Raw genomic sequence first — 24361 nt, forward strand, 5'->3', positions numbered from 1 at the left:
CAGCCGGGTTGCCGGAAATAGATATGGCCTCAAACGATGACATCATGCTCGCGCTTAGTAAATTGCAGGAGGGGCGATCGCCTCCGCGTCGATTTTCAAGATGAAAAAGGAATGGCCCACGAAAGCAGAGCCGTCATCCACTAACGGCTCGACAATCAGGCTCTACAGATCGCCCACATGGAAACGACGATAGCCGTCAGCGGGAAGATAGATGCTCAGGTGAGGGGAGAAATCCAAGCCCTGAAAGAGACGGTGGAGAAGAATCAGGGCGTCGTTTCCCCCGCGATCGAGGAATGGAAGCGCATGAAAACGCTCGGCGTCGGCATCAGCGGGTTGATTGCTCTCGCTGGCCTGACGATAGGCGGTATAGTTGCCTATATGAGCGAGACGGCCGTCTCGGGTATTCGGCACTGGCTGAAAATCCCGTAAGCCGAAACGAAAAAACCCTCCGGCATTTCTGCAGGAGGGTTTAGGAGTATGGCTACAGCCGCATGGACATCACCTCAGATGATGAAGAAGTCTGCGTTCGTCAGAGCGAGTCCTGGAGCCAGTTTGGCGAACTGAATGCCGGCAAAGGCTGCGCCGTTTCCATCCTGATCGTAAAACAGTTTTCCGGTATCGGTTTCGTAGACGATCCGGTCTGATGCATCGCCCGCCACGCCCGCCGCGTTTGCCACGAAAGCGGTCGCGGAAAGAATGCCCGCGGCTGTCAGCGTGGTGAATATGGCGTTTTCAAGCTGGATGGTGTCGGCGGCGACATTGTAGTCGGTGATCGTATCGACGTTAGTGGTGGCGTTCAGCGCGGTATCGAAGACAAATGTGTCGTTGCCCGCTCCACCCGCGAGAGTATCCAAGCCGGCATACCCCTTGATCAGGTCATTGCCTGCACCCCCGCCGATAGCGTTCGCCAATGCGTTACCGGAGAGCGAGTCGTTAAAATTGGAACCAGTCAGATACTCGATTGAACTGTAGGTGTCACCCTTTGCCTCGCCCGTGTTAAGGGACGGCGCAACCAGGCTGACGGTAACGCCCGCAGTCGCATCCAGATATAACACGCGATCTAATCCTTCGCCGCCTGCCATAGCGTCGGCGCCTTCGCCACCCACTAGATTATCGTTGCCATTGCCTCCTAGTAATTTGTCGTTGCCGGCATAGCCGTAAATCGTATCGGCATCGTCTTCGCCATAGAATGTATCGCCAAGTACACTGCCGAACAGCTTGTCGGTGCCTACGCCAGCGTAAACCGTGCCGGAAAGCGTGCCAAGCTGAGTGTCAAAAATGTCATTCCCGCCGGCAAGGGTAACTGTTCCGATGATTTTGCCAGTGTTGGTGATCTGATCAATGGTATCGCTGAAGTCGTAAAAGGCATTCGTTTCTGATTTTATCGTGCCACTATTTTGCACGATTAGGGTCTCTCCGCCGCCTTCATGCGTGAGGCCAAATACAACGCCGTCCAGCACACCGGAGTTGACTACTCTTGATTGAGTGCTGGCGTTTGTGCCGTTTATTGCCAATGCACCTCGCGCGCCGTAGATCGTGCCATGGTTCTCAACTAGGCTGTTGTACCCATACAGTCTGACGCCGACGAGGCCGGAGTCGAACGATCCGATGTATCCGTTTTCGCCGACAATCAGACGTTGGTTAGAGTCGAGAGCAGCGTCATCGCCAAGCACTATAGCGCGTGCCCCGCCGACAACTGAACCCTGAATGTTGGCGGTGTGAGAACTACCGGTCCCGTTAATCGCAACATTGTCCGTCGATCCTACCGTAACGCCGGCGGCGACAAAGATGCTGTCTGCAGTGGTTAAATCTGCACGGACGCCCGTGCCTGTGCTGCTAAATCCAAATATTTGCAATGCCATTTTTCTATTCTCCCATTAGGTAATGGGAATATAGTATTGTCGAAAATATCAATTGTCTAATGTTATGGATAAGGAGATGCTCAGGAATTATTTTGCCTGTATTGGTTGGGTCAGCAGCTACGTCAATCGATAATCTCAGCTCTACCATCCACCTTAGTCCTCGTCAGCGACCATTCGTCAATACCGCCTTCATCATGGGTATAGGTGCCGTGGTCGGACACTTCCGCGTCCAGCGTGATAAATTCCGGCGGCGCTACGCCGGGGAGATCCATCACTCGCAAATAAGCGCATAGCTCGGCCAAGTCCGTGACGTGCTGAACATCCTTACGGCCAGGTACTTTGATCGTCCAAGCATAGATCGTCATGAGCTTGCCCCGGGCCAATCATTCGATGGATCCGGGTCGCCTGCGCTAGGTTTGGCGGGCCTTCAGCCGGATCAGGATCTTCGGCATGCGCAAGGCGCAGGTTTTTCATCACCTCTTCAATCGCGGTGATCTAGGCTCAGGACTCATTAATCGAGCCAATGGCAGCACGTTGCGGCGATGGTGATTGCGGATAAATGCCCTCAAGGAAGAGACGGTATCGAATAGCGTCCGCCTCCTTATCCCATTTCCTCTGCTGAACTTCGCGGGTCTCGCGCTCCTGAGCACGCTTCGCGGATATGGCAGCGTCTGCCGATTGCCATTCTCGGCGCTTTCGATCCCGCGCCACGATCGTTGCAGCCTTCAATAGATCACGATCAGTTATCTCAAGGAAAGCTCGAGTTGACCGCCTTATCGGTGAGATTAGGGTTCGGTCCTGCACGAATCGTTGGATATCCATGAGTCTGTAGCGGCGGCTCTCACGCTTATTTCCAACGCCTACGTTGACTTACCGGAATTGAGGAAGGCGCTCGTTTTGGCTGGTTCCACCACTATCCGGCGCAGCTTCCGCTCGCTTTGACGGTGGCGAAATGGTGATTGAGCCATCGATCTCTAGCCTAACCGTAACGCCTTTCGCGCTTGCGATGTCGGCGGCCATTTCGATTGCTGACCTGTCCCAGCTAAAGGGCATCAGTCATCTACGCTTCTCAGTATCCAGCGTGCCCGCCCAATTATCTCGCTTGCTATGGTAAGGACACGGCCACGAAAATTGTATCTGCGGTCTTAGCCTCGTTCAGTGCTAGGATCACACCGTCAAGAAGTCCTTCATTAGTCGCCAGCGCCTGATCGATTTCGGGCAGGTCGATGATTGCCTCTCTTACTCGGACGGCGGTAAATGGGACCGCCTGATTATTGAAGGTGCTTTCCAATGCGAAGCGGACAGCATCACGAACGCTCTCCATATCCTGCTCTTCCAGCATGTTCACGCCGTCTCAATACCTGGTGGCCTCAAGTCATGCAATGTTGTTTGGCAGGCTTGCCATTTGTTGTGCCGAGTGTCGCAGAAACCAGTTGGAACTCAAGGCAACGAGAATACAGGGTGAATGGCGCGAGCCTCCGCAGAGGCGGTTATCCACAGGCGACGAAATGTGTGGATGAAAAACGTTTGAGAGGAGAACAAAACCAGTGTCGGCGTTGGGCCACCGATTTGTAACCTATTGTTTTTTAAAGCCCCGATAAAAGCATCGTTGGACCACTGAAGGCCCAGAAAACAAGGCTTTGAGCCGTTTTTGCGAGTCTTCTCGACCGCACCAACTAAAACCCGCTTCGGCGGGTTTTTTGTTGTCTTGTCATCGGTTGGCACACGAAGGCTTCGTCCCCATCAGCGTTCGCAAGCAGACGATGCCGCAGCGGAGGAGCGAAGACGCCACCCTTTGCGTCTTTTCACAATCCACCATTTGCGTTCAGCCTGAAGTCTTCGGCTCTGCGTCTTGAAATGATTTTGAGCGAGCGATCAGGCTGTATCTGGTAGGTCTCGCTCCAGTAGCCGCCGCGCTGGTCGTGGAAGGTGTGACTGAACGTGCTGCCGGCTGGCGACTTCGTCAATTTGGTGCGTGGCTGGCCATTGTAGGTGATGCTGCCGGGGATCGGCTCGACTTCCACTGCTGTGCAGGAGGCTAGCAGTACCGCTGCCACCATAAATATGCCTCGTCTCATTGCAGGCCTCCTCCTATCATCCTGCTTTATTTTATACTCTGCTAATTAAAGGGCGCCAGCATGAAATCGAATGTCTACCCCAGTCGCGCATTTCAGCGTCCATCGGCGTTTGCAGCCATCACGGGGCTCTAAATCGCTTCAGCCAATGCTTGATTGCCAAAAGGTATAACTGGAGCGTGACTGGTAGCAGGCACCCGCTTTATGCTCCGGCCCTTGTGAGCGCTCTTTCAAGAATCAGCCGCTTTCTCCTGCTTGGCAAAGCGCTTGATCGCCCGGTCGCGTTTCAGGCGCGACAATCTCTGAAGCCAGAAGATACCGTCGAGTTGATCGATTTCGTGTTGAAGGCAGATGGACAACAGGCCGTCGGCTTGGTCTTCCTTCGGCTCGCCAAGAAGCGTCTGATAACGGACACGCACCTGGCTCGGCCGGATGACGTCCTCGCTTATGCCCGGCATCGAAACGCTGCCTTCGGCATGCGCTGTCGTTTCAGCCGATGACCAGATGATTTGCGGATTGACGTAGATTTTGGTGCCGGACTGAGCGTCAAGTTTGATGACGGTCAGGCGCTGCAGTACGCCAATATGCGGCGCGGTGATGCCAATGCCGGGTGCTGCGCGCATGGTGTCGAGCAGGTCTGCCGCCAGCGCCGCAAGCTCCGCATCGAATTGCACCGCCTTGCTGGTGGGCATCGATAGACGGGGATCGGGAAAACGCAGGATCGGTCGGACGGACAAGGGCTGGCTCCATGGTTTTTCGCTGCGCCAGAGCTAAACATTTCATATGATTTTGCAACAGCTTGCGCAAAAACGGCGGCACGATCAGATTGTCAGCGTATCGGGTGGTGGACCGCATCGGTTTGTTGAGCTAGCAGGACAGGGCAGTTTGGCTTTTCAAGCGGCTGTGGCATCGGTCGATGATATTGCCGTCCTGCTCCCGCCCGGTTTGACGCCGGCGTCTTGGATGGCTGCAATTCTTTTGAGGGCGGGCACATGAGCAGTACCGGCGACCAGGACAAAGACCGCAACTCCCCGGACGCCGATGTCTATGACGGCTCGGATATCTACGCCGAAGATGGATCGGTGCGCTCCGACTATCTGATGCATGTCGGTGCGGCAATTGCGGACCGCGATCTTCTCTATCTGCGCCAGCACGTCGCGCGCCTGCATGCGTCCGAAATGGGCGACCTTCTGGAGGCGATACAGCAGGATCAGCGCCGGGCGCTGGTTTCGCTTTTGGGTGATGATTTCGATCTGTCGGCCTTGACGGAGGTCGATGAGGCAATCCGCCTCGATATCGTCGAGCATCTCCCCAATGAGCAGATCGCCGCAGCGCTTGGCGAAATGGATTCCGACGATGCGGTCTACATTCTGGAAGACCTCGACCAGGAGGACCAGGAAGAGATCCTGTCAAAACTGCCGTTTACCGAACGGGTGCGGCTAAGGCGGTCTCTCGACTATCCCGAAAGCACGGCCGGGCGCCGCATGCAGACGGAATTCGTGGCGGTACCACCGTTCTGGACGGTCGGCCAGACCATCGACTACATGCGCGAGGACGAAAACCTTCCCGAGAGCTTTACCCAGATCTTTGTCATCGATCCGACCTTCAAGCTACTCGGCGCGCTCGATCTCGACCGCGTGCTGCGCACCAAACGCTCGGTCAAGATCGAGACAATCATGCGCGAAACCAACCATCCGGTGCCGGCCGAGATGGACCAGGAAGAGGCGGCCCAGCTGTTCGAGCAGTATGACCTTCTGTCAGCCGCCGTCGTCGACGAGAACAACCGGCTGGTCGGCGTGCTGACCATCGACGACGTCGTCGACGTCATTCAGGAGGAAGCCGAAGAAGATTTGATGCGGCTGGGCGGCGTCGGCGACGAAGAACTGTCCGATTCGATCGGCAGCACGTCGCGATCGCGCGTGCCGTGGCTTCTGGTCAATCTGTTGACGGCATTTCTGGCCGCATCGGTGATCGGGCTGTTCGAGGCGACAATCCAGCAGATCGTTGCCCTTGCCGTGCTGATGCCGATCGTTGCCGGCATGGGCGGCAATGCCGGCTCGCAGACGATGACGGTGACCGTGCGCGCGCTTGCCACCCGCGATCTCGATATTCACAATGCCTGGCGCATCGTTCGCCGTGAGGCCGGTGTCGGCCTGTTGAACGGGCTGTTGTTCGGCGTTCTGATAGGTGTCGTCGCCGGTGCCTGGTTCCAGGACTATAATATCGGCGGTATCATTGCGGCAGCGATGCTGATCAACATGATTGCTGCAGCGCTTGCTGGTATCATGATCCCGCTGCTGCTTGACCGGTTTGGCGCCGACCCTGCCGTATCATCGGCGGTTTTCGTGACGACAGTCACGGATGTGACCGGTTTTTTTGCTTTTCTGGGGCTTGCAACGTGGTGGTTTCACGTCAATTGACGCCCACGCGAAAGTTTGACTTTTACGTCAAAGTCAATCAAACTGCCTTCTGACATCGTTTCGGTCTGATATCAGGCCTTGGACCGGTGCTATACTTCAACCGCAGCAGCATTGTCCGGCGCATGTCGCCTGATTTTCCCGATTGCGGCGTAAGGCGAGGCAGGCGTGAACAAGTATTATACCATTACGGAGCTGACACGGGAATTCGGAGTTTCGACCCGCACTCTGCGCTTCTATGAGGACGAGGGGCTTATCCACCCGGAGCGGCGCGGCAGGACACGATTGTTCCGTTCGGCAGACCGTCGCCTGATCATGGAAATCCTGCGCGGCCGCCGCATCGGTTTCACCATCGCCGAGATCCGCGAAATCATCCAGGTCTACCGCGATCCACCGGGTGAGGCTGGCCAGTTGCGCCTGTTGATGAAGCGTGTCGAAGAAAAGCGCGACGAGCTCCACCAGAAGCGCAAGGACATCGAGGAAACCCTGGAAGAACTCGGCAATGTCGAAGAGGCCTGCCTGACCCGGCTGGCTGAAATCGGCGTCGGCACCTAAGCCAGCGTTTCAATCTTTCGCTTGGGATCGCCGTCTTCAAAGCCCCTTCATGTGCGTCACAGCACGTTCACAGCTGCATGCAATATCGCCTTCGTCACAGAAATCGGAGGCTTCCATGTCAGACCGCCAGAAAACCCGCGCCCGGCCGAACCCACGCCGCGCGTTTTCCTCGTCCTATGGTGAAATTCTAGCCGAGGGCGTCAATCGCCGCACGGTGCTCAAAGGCCTGTTCGGATCCGCCGCTATAGCCGCCATCGGCCATGGCTTTTCGGCACAGCCGGTTCAGGCGTCAAGTCAATCGACATTGACGTTCAAGGAATTGCAACGGGTCCGCGATACCGCCGACCATTGGCCGGAGGGATACGGCCGCCAGATTCTTGCCCGCTGGGGCGATGCGCTGTTTCCCGATAGCCCGGCATTCGACATTACCAGCCTCGATGGCACGGCGGCAGAGCGCCAATTCGGCTACAACAACGATTTTACCCAGTTTCTGCCCTTGCCGCAGGGCTCGCCATCGTCGGATCGCGGCCTGATGGTCGTCAGCCACGAATATGCTTCGCCGTTCCTGATGTTTCCGGGGCTGACTGATGAGAATTACCGCGAAATGCTGACGGACAACCAGATCCGCGCCTTGATGGGCTGTCTTGGGATCAGCGTCTTTGAGGTGGCAAAAACCGGCAGGGACTGGAACATCGTTCTCGACAGCAAGCACAATCGCCGTATCCATATGGGCACGGAGATGAATATCTCCGGCCCGGCAGCGGGCGACGCCCGCCTGAAGACCAAGGCCGATCCGACCGGCAAAAAGGTATTCGGGACGATCTCTAACTGCAATGGCGGTATTACGCCGTGGGGCACCATGCTGTCCGGTGAGGAGGGCGCGATGGACGTCTTTGCCGGCAATTATAAGACGTTGCCCAATCAGGAGCTGGTCGAGCGGCAGGGCTGGGACGAAGACGAGAACGACATCTACGCGGTCAGCCGCGTCGATGCGCGTTTCAAGTTCGAGGAAGAGCCGAACGAATGGATGCGGTTTGACTGGGTGGTCGAGATCGATCCGTTCGATCCGGAGGCAAAACCGGTGAAGCGCACGTCGCTCGGCCGCATGACTCATGAGGGTGCGCAAGTGACGGTGGCGCCGGACGGCCGCGTCGTGGTGTTCATGGGCGATGACGACGATTTCGAATATCTCTACCGCTTCGTCACCCGCGATCCGTGGAACCCGGCAGACCGGGCGGCTAACAAGGACCTGCTCGATAACGGCACGCTCTCCGTTGCCAAATTCGCAAGTGACGGCACGATGGCCTGGTTGCCGCTGGTGGCAGGACAGGGGCCGCTGACGGCGGACGCCGGTTTTGCGACGCAGGCAGATGTCGTGCTCAATACCCGCGCTGCAGCCGATCTGGTTGGCGCCACGCCGATGGATGCACCGGAAGGCTTTGTGCCGCATCACGGCACCGGCAAGCTCTACGTGGCGATGACCGAGAACGAGGACCGGCTGGCCGCGGGCAAGGGCGGCGAGCGCGAAACCGTCAATATCGCCAATCCGCGCGGACCGAACCCGCACGGTCATCTGCTCGAACTCGTTCCACCCGGTGCACCGGACAAGCCGGACCATGCTGCTGATACGTTCACATGGGACGTCTTCGTGCTCTGTGGCGACCCGGCCAAGCCCGAGGATGAGGCGATGTTCCATCCTGCGACGACGGCGTCAGGCTGGTTCACCGATCCCGACAATCTCGGTGTCGATCCGGCCGGACGGCTTTGGGTGACCACCGATGGGCCGCCGCCGGAGGGCATCGCCGATTCGCTGTATGTGATGGACACCGAGGGACCGGGCAGGGCGTTGCCAAAGCTGTTCTACATCGCCCCGGTCGGCTCAGAGTGCTGTTCGCCGACGTTTACGCCGGATGGCACCAATGTCTTCGTCTCCATCCAGCATCCGGGTGAGTTGCGTTTGGCCGACAATGAAGACGCAACGACGATCGCCGATGCCGGGACCGCCTGGCCGGATTTTGCCGATGGCATGCCGGCACGTCCGTCTCTCGTCGTGATCACGCGCGATGATAACGGTGTGGTTGGAAACTGAAGCCGTAAAGTGTCGAGGCCGGTGGGTCAGATCCACCGGCTGGTGGCGCGGCAATAGCGTTCGAATTCGAATCCGAAGCGCGACAGGAGATGCCGCTCTTCGTTGCGGACGGCAAACAGCGTCATGATCGCAACGGCAGCACTGGCCATGATGAAGAACCAGGGATTGAGCGTGATCAGGCCGAAACCGACCATCATCAAGGTGTAGCCGAGATAGATCGGATTGCGGGTGAAATAGAACGGTCCGCAGGTGACCAGATAGGACGAACAGCGATGCGGCATCACCGCCGTGCGCCGTTCGATCAAGGTCTTCACGGCCCAGACATCCAGACAGACGGCAAGGATGATCAACAGCGAGCCAGCCAGCCAGGGTACCCATCCATGGCCGTGCATGACCGCGATCGGCAACGTCCGCCCCAAGCCTACCGCCCCCGCAAAGGCTGCCATATAGAGAAATGGAGGCCAGGGGTAAGTCAGCGGCTTGGCGCGATAGGCGTTCATATCCTATTCCTTGGGTTGTGACTCCATGGTGCACTGCCCGGCGATTCGCGCAATACGTTCATCTGTCTTGACGTCGATTTTACCGTCGTTCAGCGCCTCGAAAAGGTTTTCTTCCATCAGCTTGTCCAGTGTGCAGCCGCAGAAGGTCGTGCAGAGCGCTGCGTTTTCCTGCAGGCTGCAGGAGGCCACGCAATTGTTCTGATAGGTCTCGACCGGATCGGGTTTGGCCGCTGGGAAAACCAGGGAGTAGGCAAAGACCAGGGCAAACAACAACGGCTGGTGCACGAGGTAGATGATCAGGCTGTGACGGCCTGCCGCAGTCAGGATCATCTTCCACCGCGCGCTGCCATCGGTGCGTAGTTTCTCCAGCCATCCGAAGCGAAGCGCAATGCGGGCGGCGGCGATACCAGCCAGGAACGGTGCCAGCCAAGGGAGCAACGGCACATAATCGTTGGAGCGCGGCAGTATTTGCGACAGCCCCACCCACCAGAGTGCTGGTGCGTCGAACATGGCCGAGCGCAGATAGAAGGGCGCCGCAAAGACAGCCACTGCAGCGAGAAACGTCAGGATGATGGGCAGGCGCAGGAAGAGGAGGCCGATAACGCTTGCCGCGGCAATCGCATGAAGGATGCCGAAGAAGATGAAGCTGTCGGGAAAGGCAAACCAGGTGGCAATGGTGATGAGCAGCGCGGCGGCGGCGATCTTGGCGAAACGGATGGCGAAGGAACGCGGCTTGAAGACCGGATAATGGCCGAGCACAAGCCCGACGCCCGCCAGAAACAGGAAACTGCTGGCGATCATCCGTGCATAGATCTTGAACGCACCGGCGCCGACCGTTCCCGGGTCGAGATAGCCGAAATATTCAAGATCCCAGGAGAAGTGATAGGTCGCCATCGCGATCAGCGCGAACCCGCGCAGCGCATCGATCGCCCAGATGCGGCCACGCCGTTCTGCGGCGGCCGGCGGTGCCGTCCCGTTGTCGGTTTCGGTGACTGCGTTGGGTATCGACATAGCTCAATCTTTTCGAATGGCGGGATCATAACGCGGCGAGCTTGCGTCAGGCGCAAGCGAGTCGCTTGGCTTACCGCTCGAGACTTTCAGGGGTTTGTGTCGTCAAGAAGGGCTTCGCGCGCTTCCGAATAGAATTGCCGGCGCGTCAGCACGAAAATGACGAAGACCGTCAATGCGATAAAGACATAGGGGCTGATGAACCAGCCGAGATAGCCGATCGACAGGAAGACGCTTCGCAGGCCGGCATTGAAGTGCTTGGCGGCAAGAATGTTCATCTTGGCGGCCCGTCCGGCGGCGCGTTCGGCTCCGGCGCGATCCTGCATGATGTCCGACATCATTGGAATGCCGCCGACGAGAATGGAGCAATAATTGAACAGGCGGTAGGACCAGGCGAATTTGAAGAAGGCGTAGGCAAACAGGCAGGCAAGGCCGCCGACCTTCAGTTCGAAGGCCGTGCGCCCGCCATGAAAGACGTAGGGCAGGTCGGCCATGATCGCCTGGACCTGGTCGGTGGCGCCTAAAAGTGCAAAGCAGCCGCCGAGCGCAAAGATCGTCGTCGAAGCGAAGAACGCGGTTCCCGCCTGCAGTCCGGCGACAATCTGCGTGTCGATCATCTTGAGGTCGCGATTGAGAGAGTTCAGCAGCCAGCGCCGCCGGTTCTCCATCATCAGGCGCGTCAAGGAGATGCGCTTGAGTTGCACCTTGCCGTCCGTGGCCCAGTTGTAACCGGTCCACAGCAGCGCAAAGACCGCCAATGCGATATAGTCTGTCAGTGTCATGCCTCGTTTTTGGCATGCTTTGGCGAAATTGCAAGGTATCGCGAAAGTTTACCCCACCCCTTGAAATCCATGGGCGGGCATGGCGACTTATGAATGAGGAATCGTGCTACAGCCACCCGGCAGCCATTCGTGTCGCACGCACGGGAGTGGATGTCGGTTGATCGCCTGATGGCAGGCATAGGATGGCCTAGTTTCGATGCAATGATCGTGGTCCGGCAATCTTGTCCGGTCCAGAGTACCCGGGGCGGAGTTCGCATGTTTCTTTCGGTTTTTGATGTCTTCAAGATTGGTATCGGCCCCTCCAGTTCGCACACGATGGGACCGATGTCGGCGGCAAACCGCTTTCTCGACCTGATCCTGTCGAGCGACTGGCCGCGCCCGGTCAATGCCACCGTCACGTCGATCAAGTCGAGCCTGCATGGTTCGCTCGCCTTTACCGGCATCGGTCACGGAACGGGCAGGGCGGTGATCCTCGGTCTGATGGGCGAACGCCCTGACCGGGTCGATCCCGACCGGATGGATCCGATCATCGATGAAGTCGAGCGCACCGGCCGTATCACGCCCGCCGGGCACCCCTCTTATGAATTCCAGCCGAAGACCGATCTTGTCTTCGACAAGAAGGTGCCGCTGCCCGGTCATGCCAACGGCATGTCCTTCTCCGCCTTCGACAAGGACGGAAGATTGCTGTTGAAGCGCGTCTACTATTCCATCGGCGGCGGCTTCGTGGTCACCGATACCGAGCTTGAAGCTATGAAGTCCAGCAAGACCAAGCCGGGCGGCGTCAAGGTTCCCTATCCCTTCTCGACCGCAAAGCAGATGCTCGATATGGCACAGCATTCCGGCCTGTCGATCGCCCAGATGAAGCGGGCAAACGAGGAATGTTCGATGACGGGCGAAGAGCTCGACGAAGGCCTCGACCGCATCTGGGCCGCGATGAAAAGCTGCATCGACCGGGGACTGACTGGTTCCGGCATCTTGCCCGGTGGCCTGAAGGTCCGCCGCCGTGCCGGCATGATCCACGACAAGCTGCAGGACGAATGGCGCTCCAACAAGATCAACCCCTTGCTCGCCAATGACTGGTTGAGTGTCTACGCCATGGCGGTGAACGAGGAAAATGCAGCCGGTGGCCGCGTCGTCACCTCGCCGACAAATGGCGCTGCGGGCGTGGTTCCTGCCACCATCCGCTACTATCTGCATTTCCATGAGGATGCCGATCATCACGGCATTCGCGACTATCTGCTGACGGCCGCTGCGATCGGCGGCATCATCAAGTTCAATGCCTCGATCTCCGGCGCCGAAGTTGGCTGTCAGGGCGAGGTCGGCTCCGCCTCCGCAATGGCGGCAGCAGGCCTCGCCGCTGTCATGGGCGGAACGCCGGAGCAGATCGAGAACGCCGCTGAAATCGCGCTGGAGCATCATCTCGGCATGACCTGCGATCCGATCGCCGGTCTCGTCCAGGTTCCGTGCATCGAGCGCAACGCGCTGGGGGCGGTCAAGGCCGTTACGGCCGCGTCCTTGGCACTCAAAGGCGACGGCCAGCATTTCGTGCCGCTTGACGCCTGCATCGAGACGATGCGCCAGACCGGTGTCGACATGCACGATAAATACAAGGAAACGTCGACGGGTGGCCTTGCCGTCAACGTTGTCGAGTGCTGACGGGCACCCTTCTGTGGAGCGGGCGAGAACAGGCTTGACCGCGACCGCTTTGCGGGTGTTCAACTCCGGCCATGGCCTTGCATCTCATCAAGCTCTGCGTCGGCGCAGAATCCATTGACGATCTTCGCGAATGGGTGTCGCGCAAAGCACTGACGGCGGTTGCCGCCGGTCTTGAACCGCATTCCTACCATACGACGCGGATGGTGCCGAAGCGCGTCGAGGAACTGCTGGACGGCGGATCGCTCTATTGGGTGATCAAGGGGCAGGTTCAGGCGCGACAGCGGCTGACCGGCATCGAGACCTTCACAGACGGCGAGGGCATCGGCCGCTGCAACCTGATCCTCGGCCCGGACGTCATCGAAACCACCTATCAGCCGCGCCGGGCCTTTCAGGGCTGGCGCTATCTCCAGGACAATGAAGCGCCGCGCGATCTGTCGGCATTGGGCGCCGGAACGGCAGAAATGCCGCTCGACCTGCGCCGCGAACTGGCTGAGCTCGGCCTCCTCTGAATTTAAAGATGGCATGAAAAAAGCCCGGCGGTGCCGGGCTTTGATCGTTGTTCAATACTTTACCGTATCCGCAACCTGATCGGATAACGCCCGGATGGCGACGTCACGTGCACGTGAATTTGTGCGTCCGGCTGTGTCGAGCGCCACGCCCGTGCCCCATGCGTCAGAAGCAGCGTTACCAGATCCTTGGTCTTCGACCGGGGGCGGCTGCCGAGTTCGGCGATCCGCATGGCGGCTTCATGCAAGGGGTGCAGACCGGACCGGGGCGACTTCCGCTTCTTGTCCGGCGCGGGCGTCATGCCCGATCCATTCTCATTCATTCCCATAACTAACCTCGTTACGCAAAACCAAATCCGAGGAGGATCAGCGGTAAACACAACACGCCGCTGATCGAAACTTTTGTGCTGTTGTTACTGCAGGCTGGCCCAGCAGGCGAAGCCCTTACTCTTCAACGTCTTGCAGGCGGAGAGAGCCTTGTTCTGATCGGAGAAGCCGCCAAAGCGCGCCCGGTAGAGCTGGCTGTCGCCGTTGGCGAAGGCCACCGTGAAAGGAGTTGCGCCACGCAGGGCCTTGCCACCCTTGTCCTTGGCGTTGTCGAGCAATGTCATGGCCTGAGCTTTGTCCGGCGTCGCACCGATCTGGATCACCCAGCCGGCTGGCGCATTGTTGGCGGCGGCAGCCGTTTCGGTTACCGGCTTGGCAACGGAATTGGTGATCTGATTGTCGACATCGGCAGCCGGGACCGGGGCGGCCTTGGCAAGCTTGCGGCTCTGCGCGTCAAGCGTGTTCGGCATGACTTTCTGGGTCAGCAGCGGATTGGTGCTGGCTCTGACCGGTGCCGCATAGGCAACTTCGATGCTCTTGGTGGTTTCGCCGCTGTAGCGGAAATCCGGAACCGGGCCGTTGTTCGGAAGATTGAAGCTACCGCCCGTTGCGGCAACAACCGTTTCGGACTGCACCGCCTCGGCCGGTTGGGCCGCAACCCGCGTCTGCATGGTCGGCGCATCCGCAGTTTCGGCAACGAGATTGCCGCCGCCACGGCGCGAAGCCGATGGCATGTACTTGGCAACGAGGGCACGCATCTGTGCGTCGCGAGCGCCGCCGGACTTGCCGCCCAGAACGACGCCGACAATGCTGCGGCCGTCAGCCTCAGCCGATGTCACCAGGTTGAAGCCGGCAGCCCGGGTGTAACCGGTCTTGATGCCGTCAACGCCGCGCACATTGCCGAGCAAACGGTTGTGGTTGCCGATCGTCTGCTTGCCGAATCGGAAGCTGCGGGTGGAGAAATAGGAGTAGTACTGCGGAAAATGCTGGCGAAGCGCCATGCCGAGCCGGGCCTGGTCGCGCGCTGTCGTCATCTGCGCATCGTTCGGCAGGCCGTTGGCGTTGCGATAGGTGGTGCGGGTCATGCCAAGCGCACGCGCCTTGTTGGTCATGATGCGGGCGAAGCGTTCCTCGGAGCCGCCGAGCAATTCGCCCAGTGCAGTCGATGAATCGTTAGCAGAGCGTGTGACCATGGAAAGGATGGCCTGTTCGACGGTGATCGAGTTTCCGGAGCGTACGCCGAGTTTCGATGGTGGCTCTGCTGATGCATTCTTGGAGAACTGAACGGGTGTGTTCTTGTTGATCTTGCCGGCTTCCAGAGCCTCGAAGGTCAAATAAAGTGTCATCATTTTCGTCAGCGACGCTGGATAGCGCAGGCTGTCGGCGTCTTCGCTATACAGCACCTTGCCGGTCTTTGCATCGACCACGATACCCGCATATTGCGCCGAGTAGGCGACGGGGATTGCCGTGAACGTGGCGGCCAGCGATACCAGCAGAACCCGGCACGCCTTTTTGAAAAATAGCACAGGGGCGTATGGAGCGGAGCCGTTGAATATGGATTTGGACACTACACTACTCTTCATTCTATTTTCACAGATGCCGTCCGGGGTGGCCTCCAGAAACGACTATTCTCGAAACTCTATCGGGATAGCGTTACCAATCGGTTTATGATGAATGATTGGTTTCTGCTGTCTGCCGTCTTCTTTTGCATTTTGGTACAGCCGGTCCACCGGTGCTTGCCTTACGAAACGAGGCTCACGGAAAAGGGGCCGGCGGATGGTCAAGGGATCAGTCGTTTGTTCAGGAATGTTGTGATGGCGGTGTCGATGGCTTGCCATTGTGGCAGCAATTGGCTGGAAAACCGGTAAAGCACAACAAGATCGCGGCCGATGTGAATATCACGCTGGCAATCGGCGCTGGTCGATAGGGCAGGCGTCGCCGGCATCATGCAGCGCACGGCATAAGGTGTATCGCCTTCCCGGTTCGTTGTGAAAAAGACTTCCTCACCGTAGCCGGAATTTTGTTTCATCTCGTGACGCACCAGGCCCGCCGGACCGGGCAGGATTTTGCCGCTGAAGAGATGCTGGTAGATCGGCTCGATCCGTCCCGACATGTCGCGCGACATCGTACTCTGGGAAATATCCAGGAAAAGCAGCGCGGCCGGCTGGTTGACATCGTTGAACAGCGCGCGCGTCTCGTCGCTATATCCCTGCAGTCCCGGCCAGGTCAGATAGAGATCGACACGCTCGGCGCGGCCGGTGACGCGCTGCTGTTCAAAGCGGATGAAATTGGACGGAAAACGCAGATGATCCTGACCGATGAGGATGTCGGTGGGCTCCGTGCTGGTCGTGTGCCCGGCCAGTGCCAGGTTTTCACCATACCAGCGTCCGGCAAGACTGATCGTTGCCGTCAAGGCAGCCAGCCCCACCACCGCAGCCGTTAGTATGGTGACGAAGCGTGAAGAGATCAGCGGAGCGTGATCGTCATGGCCGGCGGCTGTTGAATTGGCTGTCATGGATGGTTCGCGGTCTTATCGTCGTTAGCGGGAGGTATCGTCACCGGTCTGGCTTGTGCCGGAATGGAGCAGGACTTTGCGGCACGGAACTTGCTGGTCGAAGAAACACGGTAACGCTGGCCCAACATGGTTAATTTTTGATGAATATAGCGATGCTCTTCGTCTTGCTTGCCGCCGGTTTTGGTGTCTCCTTCCTGGTGCTGGATATCAGCCGCAGCGCCGCGTGCCGGAGCTGGCCGACGACCGATGGGACGGTGGCTGGGAGATTCCGGCTCTTCCCGGTATTCCTGGCGCTGTTTGCAGGGCCGTCCCTGTTTGCCGGGACTATTTGGCGGATGCACCTGTCCGGCAGCCTGTCTCCGGTCGAGATTATTCTCGCCGGTGTGATCGCCTCGGGCTGGGCCGCTTGCTACGGCTTGCTTGTTGCGGAAGGTGCGTGGTTGCTGTTTGCGGGCAGTCCGTCGAGCTTCGGACAATAAAAAAGGCCGGTTCCGGGGACAGCGGAACCGGCCAGCAGGGCCTTGGTCTGGGACGGGGATTGGGGACTGACCGAAGCCCTTTTGATGCGCAGCCCTGGCATCCTGAGCCGGGCTGCGCATATCTGTGTTCGCCTGCCTTACTGGCTGACGCTGCCGACAGCCACGGTGCGGCCGTCTTGAAGTTTTACCCAGCGCCCGGAATGCTGTTCCGACTGACGCTTGAGATAGGTGTATTCGGTCTCCGACCACAGCAGCACCTTGTTGCGCATGTTGTCGAGAACGAAGTCACCACGATCCGTGCGCACGGTGAGCACGGCATGACCATCGCCATTCGGCTGCAGCACGACTGTGATCAAAAGGTCTGAGGGCGAAAAGCCTGCCTGCATCAGGCGCTTGCGCTTCAGGAGCACATAGTCTTCACAATCGCCGACTTTGTCGGGATAGGCCCAATATTCTTCGACACCATAGATTTCTTTGTCGGTCAGCGGCGCCACGGATTCGTTGACGTCGTAGTTGACCTCGAGGATTTTCTTCCACCCTTCGCGCGTGAGTGTTAGCGGCGCAGTGCTGCCCGGATTGGCGCGGCATTCCTGCGGCAGGGTCCGGCAGAATTCATAATGCCCGACAGGCGGGTTGGTGGCGCCGCTGGTGATCATGTTGGCGGGCAGGGCAAAAGCCGATTGTGCCGCGACTGCAGAAAGAAATGCGCCGATGATGCCGGCCTTCAGGAATGATGTCGTTGTCATGCTTGTCTCCCCGTTCTGGAGTGACAATGACACCGAGTTTTTTACTGCTCGCGAAAATTGGAAGTAAAATAAAGTACAAAAGAAATTGAAATAAGTAGAAAATTCAAACTAAACTCGAATAAAGATTGAGATATGTTTGATTCAAATTCGCATAAAATTTGAGACATTCCCGTATTGGCTCAGTGCCGTTAAGCAGGGCGAAACTATCTATCTCACGGAGAACACGTTGTTTTTCGGGGAAAACCCGCGTTCTGCGCCGGGCGATCGCGGTGGCCATACGGAATGAACCGCATGCTGGAAGGAAGGCCAAACCTGCCGTTTTCACTTCGTTTACCATAGTATCTGCCGATTTATCCTGAAAAGTGCTGGGAAATCGGCCAAAAATATTTTCTGTTTCGGCACGAAAAATTGCGGCCGGATCGTGTTTTCGCCAAGACTGCACTGATCTGCACCAGGTTTTGTACCATATTGGGTCGCATCGACGCGAAGAGAGGCTGGCAATCCTGATCGTTTGCCGCCAACCGGACAGACGGGAGACAGATGCCATGATGAAAAACGAGCTTTCGGATCTCTACAGAGGCTACATCGCCTGTTTGAACAAGCAGGATTGGCCGGATTTGGGACGGTTCGTTGGCGACGAGGCTTGCCACAACGGCAGGCGGATCGGACTGGCCGGTTACCGCAGCATGCTCGAACAGGATTATCGTGATATTCCCGATCTCCAGTTCAACATCCAATTGCTGATCTCGGATCCGCCCCTTATCGCCAGCCGGTTGGTGTTCGACTGTACACCGGTTGGCTTGTTCCTGGGGCTTGCCGTCAACGGCAGGAGAATCTCCTTCACCGAGAATGTGTTCTACGAGTTTCAAGGCAGCAAGATTGGCAACGTCTGGTCGGTCATCGACAAGCCTGCGATCGAAGCTCAGCTTTGACCGGCGTTGTCGGCATGCACGTGCGTGGATAGAATGGCGCGACGGGAAACAGGTTCAAAGTCGGGGTATGAAATCCATGACACCAACAGACAGTATTGATGCGCTGATTGACGGTCTCACTGACTGGCGGGGCGCAACGCTCGCCAGCCTGCGCAAGGCCATCCTTGAAGCTGATCCGGACATCATCGAGGAATGGAAATGGATGGGAAGCCCCGTCTGGTCGTGCGACGGCAACATGGTGGTCGGCAATGCCCATAAGGACAAGGTGAAGCTGACCTTCTCTCATGGTGCCAGCCTTCCGGATCCGGACAAGCTGTTCAACAACGGTTTTGGAGGCAAGGTCTGGCGGTCAATCGATGTTTTCGAAGGCGTTACGATCGATCCGCCCGCTCTGAAGAATCTTGTCCGTTCGGCGGTCGCTTATAATCAGGCCAAAAAGAAGAAAAAAGCCGACGCTGCATCGCGTGCGAAAAAGACCAAGGAGGTTTGACGCTACCGCGTCATCCTGTGTTTTTATTACTTGGGGTTTGATGGCGTGCCTGACGCAACGCCGGTCGTTCCGGTGAAATCACGGCAGATCTAGAGAAACTCGCGCAGAGCCTCGCGCGATTGAATTCCAAGAAATTCGATCGCCACGCCTTCCTGGAAGTGACGCACGACGCGGCCCTTCATGCTGCCAAGTAGAATGGCGGTGCCAAGCGGCAGGCGAAACTCCATGTCGACGGCGGCGCCGGACAGCGAAAGGTCGATGATCCGGCAGACATATTTGCTGCCGTCCTCCAGGGTAATTTCCGTGCGGGTCTTGCGTGGAGCCAGACGGTCGTGGCGCCGGTCTTCCGGCAGGCCGAGCTCATGCTTGTTGGCAATCCAGGTCAGCTGTGCCGCGAGCTTTTCGCGCTTGCGGTCGGTGGCGTTGATCTGGATGACGAAGGCATTTTCGGAAAGGCGCGAAACCGTGCCTTCCAGGCGGCCGACATGATCGACATAGGCGATGATACGTTCACCGGCGCGCGGCCGGGCATCGCAGGTGAACAGCACGTCACCCGGCGACATATCGATGGCGGTGCATTCGAATTCGTCATGATTGGCAAGCATGAGGCGACCGGTCAGGTTCACCGAAACGCGCTGGAAAGCGCCTTCATTGTGCTGCTTGGGGCCGGCCGTCTGCGATTGCTGAAACGAATACATGACCACACTTGTGCGATGTCCATCCAAGCCACAGCTTTACCGTGATCCGGTTAACATAAGGTTTTTTCACAGGGCGGGGCGGGCACCGGCGTTAATCTTGCCGTCCGCCTTCGAACACCCGAAGATGCAGGACGCGGCGGATCGCTCCGGCTATTCCATGATCGGCAAGGTGTGGCGCGGTCGCAGGCAGGGGCTTGTCCGGCCGGTTGTGCAGGAACAGGTTGGTCTTTTCGATGTCGAGGACGCGGATGCCGCCGAGGTCGAGATAATTGACAGGCGTTGCTTCCAGCCACAGCGGCCGCGACAGCGGCACCAAGGCACCGATGATCCGGTCAACGACGCCATCTGGTGAGCGCAATGGCAAAAGGATGATTTCGGTCGGCAGGCGATCGGCGGTGCCGGCAAGCGAAGATGCCGAAAGAACAACCGGCGTTTTCTGCGTCATCACATCCTCGGCGATACGGGCGAGACGGCCGGTCTGGTCGGCAAGCCAGAGCGCATCGAATGTCGAGCCGCGCAATTCGCGGGCAAACAGCGAACAGATGCGCGTGCCGGCAAGCCGGAAGCGGATATCGCCGCGCGGTGTTTTTTCGAGAATGAAGAGATCCGGCAGGATATTGCGAATATGACCAGGCTCGATCTGGCCGCGGGCCGGCACATCGCGATGCCCGCGCAACTCGTCCCAATAGGCGTAGATCTCGATAGCTGTCTTGCTGCGCATGCTTTCATTCCATTCGAAACATATGTGTGCTGCTTTGGCACATCCGGCGCGAAAAACACGCCCGTAGAGATGACAGTGCGATTTCCGTGCCACCGCGATATTAAGGTTAATGTTTGGTTTAGATTGAAAGCGCCCGGCTCTGATGGCATGAAAGGACATCACTTCACGAAGGGTTTCCTTCGGCACACTGACTTGCGGGCTCGTTTTTTAAGGGGCTCAACGGCCGTTCAGTTTTTGACTGGACGGCCCTTTTTTTTGCCGGCGAACCTGCGCTCGAATGTGCAAATCCTTCGATTTGATTTCTTCCTGCAAGGTGTGCGAAAAAGTGCCGCGCATCTCACCGCTTTTGACGGGACCATGAATCGTATAGAGCGAGGCATGGAGCCGGTTGAGGATGAGCCGGCGGAAGGAAACGTGATCAGCATGACAGACCAAACCGACGGTGCGCCGCCGCCGCAGGACACCGAAGCAGACACTGTAACGCGGGTCAGCGAACCGGCATTCAACCTGCCGTCAGGTCTTGTCGCCATGCTGGCGCTGCTGGTGGCCATCCATGTCGTGCGCACCTATCTGCTATCGGCCGCCGTTGACAGCGAAGTGATCCTGAATTTTGCGTTCTGGCCGGCCCGCTATGATCATCCACTGGCAGATCAGAATCTCGCCTGGCTCTGGAGTCCCCTGACATATTCCCTGCTGCACGGCTCATGGGAACATCTGATTTTCAACGGGTTCTGGATGGTGGCATTCGGCGCCCCGGTTATTCGCCGGATCGGTCCGGCGCGCTTCCTGCTTTTCTGGTGTCTTTCTGCTGCCGCTGCAGTCGGTTTGCATGTGGCTTTCCATTGGGGCGAAACGATCTTTGTCGTCGGTGCCTCTGGAGTGGTCGCTGGTTTGATGGGTGCTGCAGCACGGTTCGTCTTTTCTCCCAGTGGCCGCATCAGCCGTCAATTTGCCCATCTCAACCGCCGCCTGACGGTTGGCGAGGCTCTGTCGAACCGCTCGGTCGTGGTCTTTACCGGCATCTGGTTCCTGACCAATTTCCTGATTGGCCTCGGCGTCTTTGCCTTTGGTGGGGCAGGTGGCATTGCCTGGGAAGCGCATATCGGCGGCTTCCTGTTTGGCTTCCTGCTGTTCGGGTTTTTTGATCCCCGGGACTGATTTGTAAAACCTGGTCACAGAGCTTCGAAAGATTGATGATCTCAGCGACAACGCTTGATTTTCGCCAGTCTGTAGCGCACCATTCGTGTCCGAAGGCAGTAAACCCGTGAGGAGTTCGGGCTGCTGCCAAAGGGCAAAACGCGACAGGAATGATATCTGTCTTGCGGATTGGTCCAACTCCAAAATGCGCGCGTGCGCTTTTGCGGTTTGCCAATATCCCGGTCAGATGCAGGTCGCTGAAACCGGAGGGTTCGATGTCTGTCAAGGCAATACTGAATGAAAAAGGCCGTCAGGTAGTGACGGTCGATCCGCAGGCAAAAGTGCGCCAGGCGGTCGCCTTGCTGAGTGAAAACCGCATCGGCGCCGTCATTATCGTCAAGCCGGGTGACAAGATCGCCGGCATCCTGACGGAACGCGATGTTGTCGCCGCCATGGCCAAGTTCGGCGCCGAATGCCTGGACAAGCCGGTGTCCTCCGTCATGTGGTCGAAGGTATATAGCTGCACCGAGGACATGACCATTGATGACATCATGGAGATCATGAACAACATGCGCGCCCGCCATCTTCCGGTGGAAAAGAACGGCCGCCTTGTCGGCATCGTCTCGATCGGCGATGCAGTGCGCCATCATATCCGGGCGATCGAACACGAGGCCGAGCAGATCAAGGCCTATATCGCCGGCTAGTTCGAACCATCCAACGGCGCGCTCAACGCGTAGTCGCCTCGCAGACAAGCCGAGGGGCTGTTATCGGTCGGGTGTGATCTGTGGAGCAGCCTCGATTGGGCTTGCGGCGCCAAGCCGGTAGGCTGCGGACGCGGAGCCGAGCCATGTGTGGATGTTGCGGTCCCAGCACCAACCCAATCGCGGCGCGCCCTTGCTGAACCAGATTGACGGCACCCGTTGATCGGATGTTTTCCGTGATCCTGGCATTTGGATACAATTATAGTTTTTCTTGTCCGTCAGCAGTTCCGGAAACTGCGCCGTCAAGGCTACGCCTTCTTCCAGCGTCAGCGGCGTTCTGCCCTGTACCCTGATGGCGTTCAGCGCATTCTCCGGGCTGACGTTGAGAGAACCCCTTCCGGTGTCGACGTCGAACAAAAGGTAGAATCTTCCGGCCGGAATCTGCACTTGGTCAATAGGCTGGAAATCCTCCGGTGAAAGCGGCGTCATATCGACAACGCCTCTCGCTGCCTTTGCTTCAATCCGCGACATGGCGTCGGCTATGCCGATAACGCCTTTGCCAAAGGCAATACAAATAGGAATATTCCCAACGCATTCAAATGGTTCAATGCCCTCCAACCGCGCTCGAAGTGGTTCGAGGTTTTCCGTGAACTGGGTTTTGGAAATCCCCAGCATGTCCGGATAGCCTGCATTCAGGAGCAATTTTGTCTGTCGGTCAAAGTGTGTGAGCACGTGGGGCCGTCTCCTTACCGTTCCAGCTGGAACACGCGGTTTGATGAAAGCTGCTTTGGATTTCATCACGCCATATAGGGGGACCAACAGTCGATTTCACGTTGCTATTTTGTTCCGATCGGTAGAAAAATTTAGAGTTTGATAAACAAGCGCTGGCGATGGCCGCTTCCTGTGCTCCAGGACCAGTAATCTAAATCCGTCGTCTCACGGGACCGCGGAAGGGATGGGTCGCCGAACGGCTACCGCTGTCGTCTACGCGTGGAATAAACTCATGAAAAATGCCGCGCTGCCTTTTGACCGCGCGGCATGGTTTTTGTTGCCGCGCGTTCAGCGCAGCATCACATCCTGAAGCCGCTGCAACTCGCTGAGCTTCGACTTGGTTTCATAATAGCCGCGATCGATCGCTTCTCCGGCCCGGTGGAATTCCGAAAGGCCGATATCGTTGAGCTTGGGATGCAGCGCCAGGTCCGGCGGATCGCCGGCAAGGCGCGCGCGAGAAATGCGATCCTGGATGATGTTGAAAGCCTGGACCATGACACTTGTCATGCCCAAGCGTCCCGCTTGGCCTTCCGGATGTTTCGGCATCGGCGGCTGCTCGGCCGCATGACTGCCCGCATTGTGCTTGATGACGGCGGAACGGCCATAGAGATCGTAGTTGAGGTTGACCGCAACGACCAGCTGCTGCTCGTGGGCACGGCAGACCGATACAGGCACCGGATTGACCAATGCGCCGTCCATCAAGGTGCGATTGTTGCATTTGACCGGCTCGAAGATGCCTGGCAGGGCATAGGAGGCGCGGATGGCCGTGATCAGAGAACCCTGGCCGATCCAGACCTCGTGTCCGGAATTGACCTCGGTCGCCACAGCGACGAACGTCCGGTCGAGGTCTTCGATCGACATGTCCTGCAGGTGTTCCTGCATACGCTTGGTCAGGCGCAAGCCGCCGAACAGGCCGCCGCCGCCAATGGCGAAATCAAGCAGGCCGGCGATGCGCCGCATGGTCAGAGAGCGGGCGAAGGTTTCGAGTTCGTCGAGCTTTCCGGCCAGATAACAGCCGCCGACCAGTGCGCCGATCGAGGTTCCGGCAATCATCCCGACTTCGATACCTTCCTCGTCCAGCGCTTTCAGCACGCCGATATGGGCCCAGCCGCGTGCAGCGCCGCCGCCAAGGGCAAGGGCTATCTTGGATTTGGGCGGTTTGATCTGTTCGGGGGGAGGTGCGCTCAGAGCGTGGGAAGGGCCGCCGGGCACGGAAGCATCTGCGGTGATACCGCTGCGATTGAATGTCCAGTTCAACATCCGGCACCTCCATGCCGCAGAACACACTGTTACAGGCCGTCACGTCTCGCTTTACTGCGTTGCAAGCGCATGCCGTAAGAACTCAATCTACTCGAGGGCGTTCCGCGCAGGTGTTCCCGGCGGAACGTATCCTT

General features: G+C 58.1%; 26 protein-coding genes and 1 pseudogene. 11 read left to right on the forward strand and 16 right to left on the reverse strand.

Features of this window, described 5'->3' with window-relative positions; all coding sequences use genetic code 11:
- Positions 1-23 precede the first annotated feature (23 nt).
- Positions 24-429: pseudogene (locus tag ACQY8Q_RS21505) on the forward strand (DUF1515 domain-containing protein).
- Positions 430-503: 74 nt separating this feature from the next.
- Here ACQY8Q_RS21505 and ACQY8Q_RS21510 read toward each other — a convergent pair.
- The 5 genes from ACQY8Q_RS21510 to ACQY8Q_RS21530 all read right to left on the reverse strand — a co-directional run bounded on the left by ACQY8Q_RS21510 (position 504) and on the right by ACQY8Q_RS21530 (position 4674).
- Positions 504-1862: a calcium-binding protein gene (locus tag ACQY8Q_RS21510; protein ID WP_428428395.1), complete on the reverse strand. Its 1359-nt coding sequence runs from the start codon at positions 1860-1862 to the stop codon at positions 504-506.
- 122 nt (positions 1863-1984) lie between these two features.
- Positions 1985-2227 carry a hypothetical protein gene (locus ACQY8Q_RS21515; protein WP_428428396.1) on the reverse strand — a complete coding sequence of 81 codons (243 nt, stop codon included), beginning with the start codon at positions 2225-2227 and terminating at the stop codon, positions 1985-1987.
- A 740-nt stretch (positions 2228-2967) separates the two neighbouring features.
- A complete protein-coding gene (locus ACQY8Q_RS21520) occupies positions 2968-3210 on the reverse strand; it encodes a hypothetical protein (protein ID WP_428428397.1) in 243 nt (80 codons plus the stop codon).
- A gap of 457 nt (positions 3211-3667) precedes the next feature.
- Positions 3668-3940 (reverse strand): hypothetical protein, encoded by a 273-nt coding sequence (locus ACQY8Q_RS21525; protein ID WP_428428398.1) that lies wholly within the window; start codon positions 3938-3940, stop codon positions 3668-3670.
- A gap of 227 nt (positions 3941-4167) precedes the next feature.
- Positions 4168-4674: a peptide deformylase gene (locus tag ACQY8Q_RS21530; RefSeq protein ID WP_428428399.1), complete on the reverse strand. Its 507-nt coding sequence runs from the start codon at positions 4672-4674 to the stop codon at positions 4168-4170.
- Between the two features lie 255 nt (positions 4675-4929).
- Here ACQY8Q_RS21530 and mgtE point away from each other — a divergent pair, with 255 nt between their 5' ends.
- The 3 genes from mgtE (at position 4930) to ACQY8Q_RS21545 (ending at position 8998) form a co-directional block, all read left to right on the forward strand.
- Positions 4930-6357 (forward strand): magnesium transporter, encoded by a 1428-nt coding sequence (mgtE, locus tag ACQY8Q_RS21535; RefSeq protein WP_428428400.1) that lies wholly within the window; start codon positions 4930-4932, stop codon positions 6355-6357.
- Between the two features lie 165 nt (positions 6358-6522).
- Positions 6523-6909, forward strand: coding sequence for a MerR family transcriptional regulator (locus ACQY8Q_RS21540; RefSeq protein WP_113243460.1), 387 nt, complete (start codon positions 6523-6525; stop codon positions 6907-6909).
- Positions 6910-7024: 115 nt separating this feature from the next.
- Positions 7025-8998, forward strand: a complete 1974-nt coding sequence (locus ACQY8Q_RS21545; protein ID WP_428428401.1) for a PhoX family protein — start codon at positions 7025-7027, stop codon at positions 8996-8998.
- A 26-nt stretch (positions 8999-9024) separates the two neighbouring features.
- Here ACQY8Q_RS21545 and ACQY8Q_RS21550 read toward each other — a convergent pair whose 3' ends face one another.
- The 3 genes from ACQY8Q_RS21550 to ACQY8Q_RS21560 all read right to left on the reverse strand — a co-directional run bounded on the left by ACQY8Q_RS21550 (position 9025) and on the right by ACQY8Q_RS21560 (position 11288).
- On the reverse strand, positions 9025-9498 hold the full coding sequence (locus tag ACQY8Q_RS21550; protein ID WP_428428402.1) for a methyltransferase family protein: 474 nt from the start codon (positions 9496-9498) through the stop codon (positions 9025-9027).
- A gap of 3 nt (positions 9499-9501) precedes the next feature.
- Entirely contained in the window at positions 9502-10509 is a 1008-nt protein-coding gene (locus tag ACQY8Q_RS21555) for a heparan-alpha-glucosaminide N-acetyltransferase (protein ID WP_428428403.1), read from the reverse strand.
- Between the two features lie 86 nt (positions 10510-10595).
- Positions 10596-11288: a DUF599 domain-containing protein gene (locus ACQY8Q_RS21560; protein ID WP_428428404.1), complete on the reverse strand. Its 693-nt coding sequence runs from the start codon at positions 11286-11288 to the stop codon at positions 10596-10598.
- Between the two features lie 255 nt (positions 11289-11543).
- Between ACQY8Q_RS21560 and ACQY8Q_RS21565 the strand changes: the two genes are divergently transcribed.
- Together ACQY8Q_RS21565 and ACQY8Q_RS21570 are read left to right on the forward strand one after the other, a co-directional pair.
- On the forward strand, positions 11544-12944 hold the full coding sequence (locus tag ACQY8Q_RS21565; RefSeq protein WP_428428405.1) for an L-serine ammonia-lyase: 1401 nt from the start codon (positions 11544-11546) through the stop codon (positions 12942-12944).
- Between the two features lie 71 nt (positions 12945-13015).
- Entirely contained in the window at positions 13016-13453 is a 438-nt protein-coding gene (locus ACQY8Q_RS21570; RefSeq protein ID WP_428428406.1) for a DUF1489 family protein, read from the forward strand.
- Between the two features lie 59 nt (positions 13454-13512).
- Here ACQY8Q_RS21570 and ACQY8Q_RS21575 read toward each other — a convergent pair whose 3' ends face one another.
- The 3 genes from ACQY8Q_RS21575 to ACQY8Q_RS21585 all read right to left on the reverse strand — a co-directional run bounded on the left by ACQY8Q_RS21575 (position 13513) and on the right by ACQY8Q_RS21585 (position 16292).
- A complete protein-coding gene (locus ACQY8Q_RS21575) occupies positions 13513-13779 on the reverse strand; it encodes a hypothetical protein (RefSeq protein ID WP_060505114.1) in 267 nt (88 codons plus the stop codon).
- A gap of 84 nt (positions 13780-13863) precedes the next feature.
- On the reverse strand, positions 13864-15345 hold the full coding sequence (locus ACQY8Q_RS21580) for an SPOR domain-containing protein (RefSeq protein ID WP_428428407.1): 1482 nt from the start codon (positions 15343-15345) through the stop codon (positions 13864-13866).
- 212 nt (positions 15346-15557) lie between these two features.
- The gene (locus ACQY8Q_RS21585) at positions 15558-16292 is read right to left on the reverse strand and encodes a hypothetical protein (RefSeq protein WP_428428408.1); all 735 of its coding nucleotides are present in this window, start codon (positions 16290-16292) and stop codon (positions 15558-15560) included.
- A gap of 152 nt (positions 16293-16444) precedes the next feature.
- Here ACQY8Q_RS21585 and ACQY8Q_RS21590 point away from each other — a divergent pair, with 152 nt between their 5' ends.
- Entirely contained in the window at positions 16445-16771 is a 327-nt protein-coding gene (locus ACQY8Q_RS21590; protein ID WP_428428409.1) for a DUF6949 family protein, read from the forward strand.
- Positions 16772-16908: 137 nt separating this feature from the next.
- On the opposite strand, the gene ACQY8Q_RS21595 is transcribed toward ACQY8Q_RS21590, so the two are convergent.
- Complete coding sequence (locus ACQY8Q_RS21595) at positions 16909-17517, reverse strand: transglutaminase-like cysteine peptidase (protein WP_428428410.1); 609 nt, start codon at positions 17515-17517, stop codon at positions 16909-16911.
- A 545-nt stretch (positions 17518-18062) separates the two neighbouring features.
- Here ACQY8Q_RS21595 and ACQY8Q_RS21600 point away from each other — a divergent pair.
- Positions 18063-18449, forward strand: a complete 387-nt coding sequence (locus ACQY8Q_RS21600) for an ester cyclase (protein WP_428428411.1) — start codon at positions 18063-18065, stop codon at positions 18447-18449.
- 76 nt (positions 18450-18525) lie between these two features.
- On the forward strand, positions 18526-18939 hold the full coding sequence (locus ACQY8Q_RS21605; protein ID WP_428428412.1) for a DUF1801 domain-containing protein: 414 nt from the start codon (positions 18526-18528) through the stop codon (positions 18937-18939).
- 89 nt (positions 18940-19028) lie between these two features.
- On the opposite strand, the gene ACQY8Q_RS21610 is transcribed toward ACQY8Q_RS21605, so the two are convergent.
- Together ACQY8Q_RS21610 and ACQY8Q_RS21615 are read right to left on the reverse strand one after the other, a co-directional pair.
- On the reverse strand, positions 19029-19637 hold the full coding sequence (locus ACQY8Q_RS21610; protein ID WP_428428413.1) for a PilZ domain-containing protein: 609 nt from the start codon (positions 19635-19637) through the stop codon (positions 19029-19031).
- A 91-nt stretch (positions 19638-19728) separates the two neighbouring features.
- Positions 19729-20358 carry a PAS domain-containing protein gene (locus tag ACQY8Q_RS21615; protein ID WP_428428414.1) on the reverse strand — a complete coding sequence of 210 codons (630 nt, stop codon included), beginning with the start codon at positions 20356-20358 and terminating at the stop codon, positions 19729-19731.
- Positions 20359-20781: 423 nt separating this feature from the next.
- On the opposite strand from ACQY8Q_RS21615, the gene ACQY8Q_RS21620 reads away from it, so the two are divergent.
- Together ACQY8Q_RS21620 and ACQY8Q_RS21625 are read left to right on the forward strand one after the other, a co-directional pair.
- Positions 20782-21516 (forward strand): rhomboid family intramembrane serine protease, encoded by a 735-nt coding sequence (locus ACQY8Q_RS21620; protein WP_428429842.1) that lies wholly within the window; start codon positions 20782-20784, stop codon positions 21514-21516.
- Between the two features lie 254 nt (positions 21517-21770).
- The gene (locus ACQY8Q_RS21625) at positions 21771-22199 is read left to right on the forward strand and encodes a CBS domain-containing protein (protein ID WP_428428415.1); all 429 of its coding nucleotides are present in this window, start codon (positions 21771-21773) and stop codon (positions 22197-22199) included.
- A gap of 60 nt (positions 22200-22259) precedes the next feature.
- On the opposite strand, the gene ACQY8Q_RS21630 is transcribed toward ACQY8Q_RS21625, so the two are convergent.
- Positions 22260-22928 carry a DUF5701 family protein gene (locus ACQY8Q_RS21630; protein WP_428428416.1) on the reverse strand — a complete coding sequence of 223 codons (669 nt, stop codon included), beginning with the start codon at positions 22926-22928 and terminating at the stop codon, positions 22260-22262.
- A 327-nt stretch (positions 22929-23255) separates the two neighbouring features.
- Positions 23256-24227, reverse strand: a complete 972-nt coding sequence (locus ACQY8Q_RS21635) for a patatin-like phospholipase family protein (protein WP_428428418.1) — start codon at positions 24225-24227, stop codon at positions 23256-23258.
- Between the last annotated feature and the right edge of the window lie 134 nt (positions 24228-24361).

The sequence above is a fragment of the Pararhizobium sp. genome, assembly GCF_965279435.1.
GTDB lineage: Bacteria > Pseudomonadota > Alphaproteobacteria > Rhizobiales > Rhizobiaceae > Pararhizobium.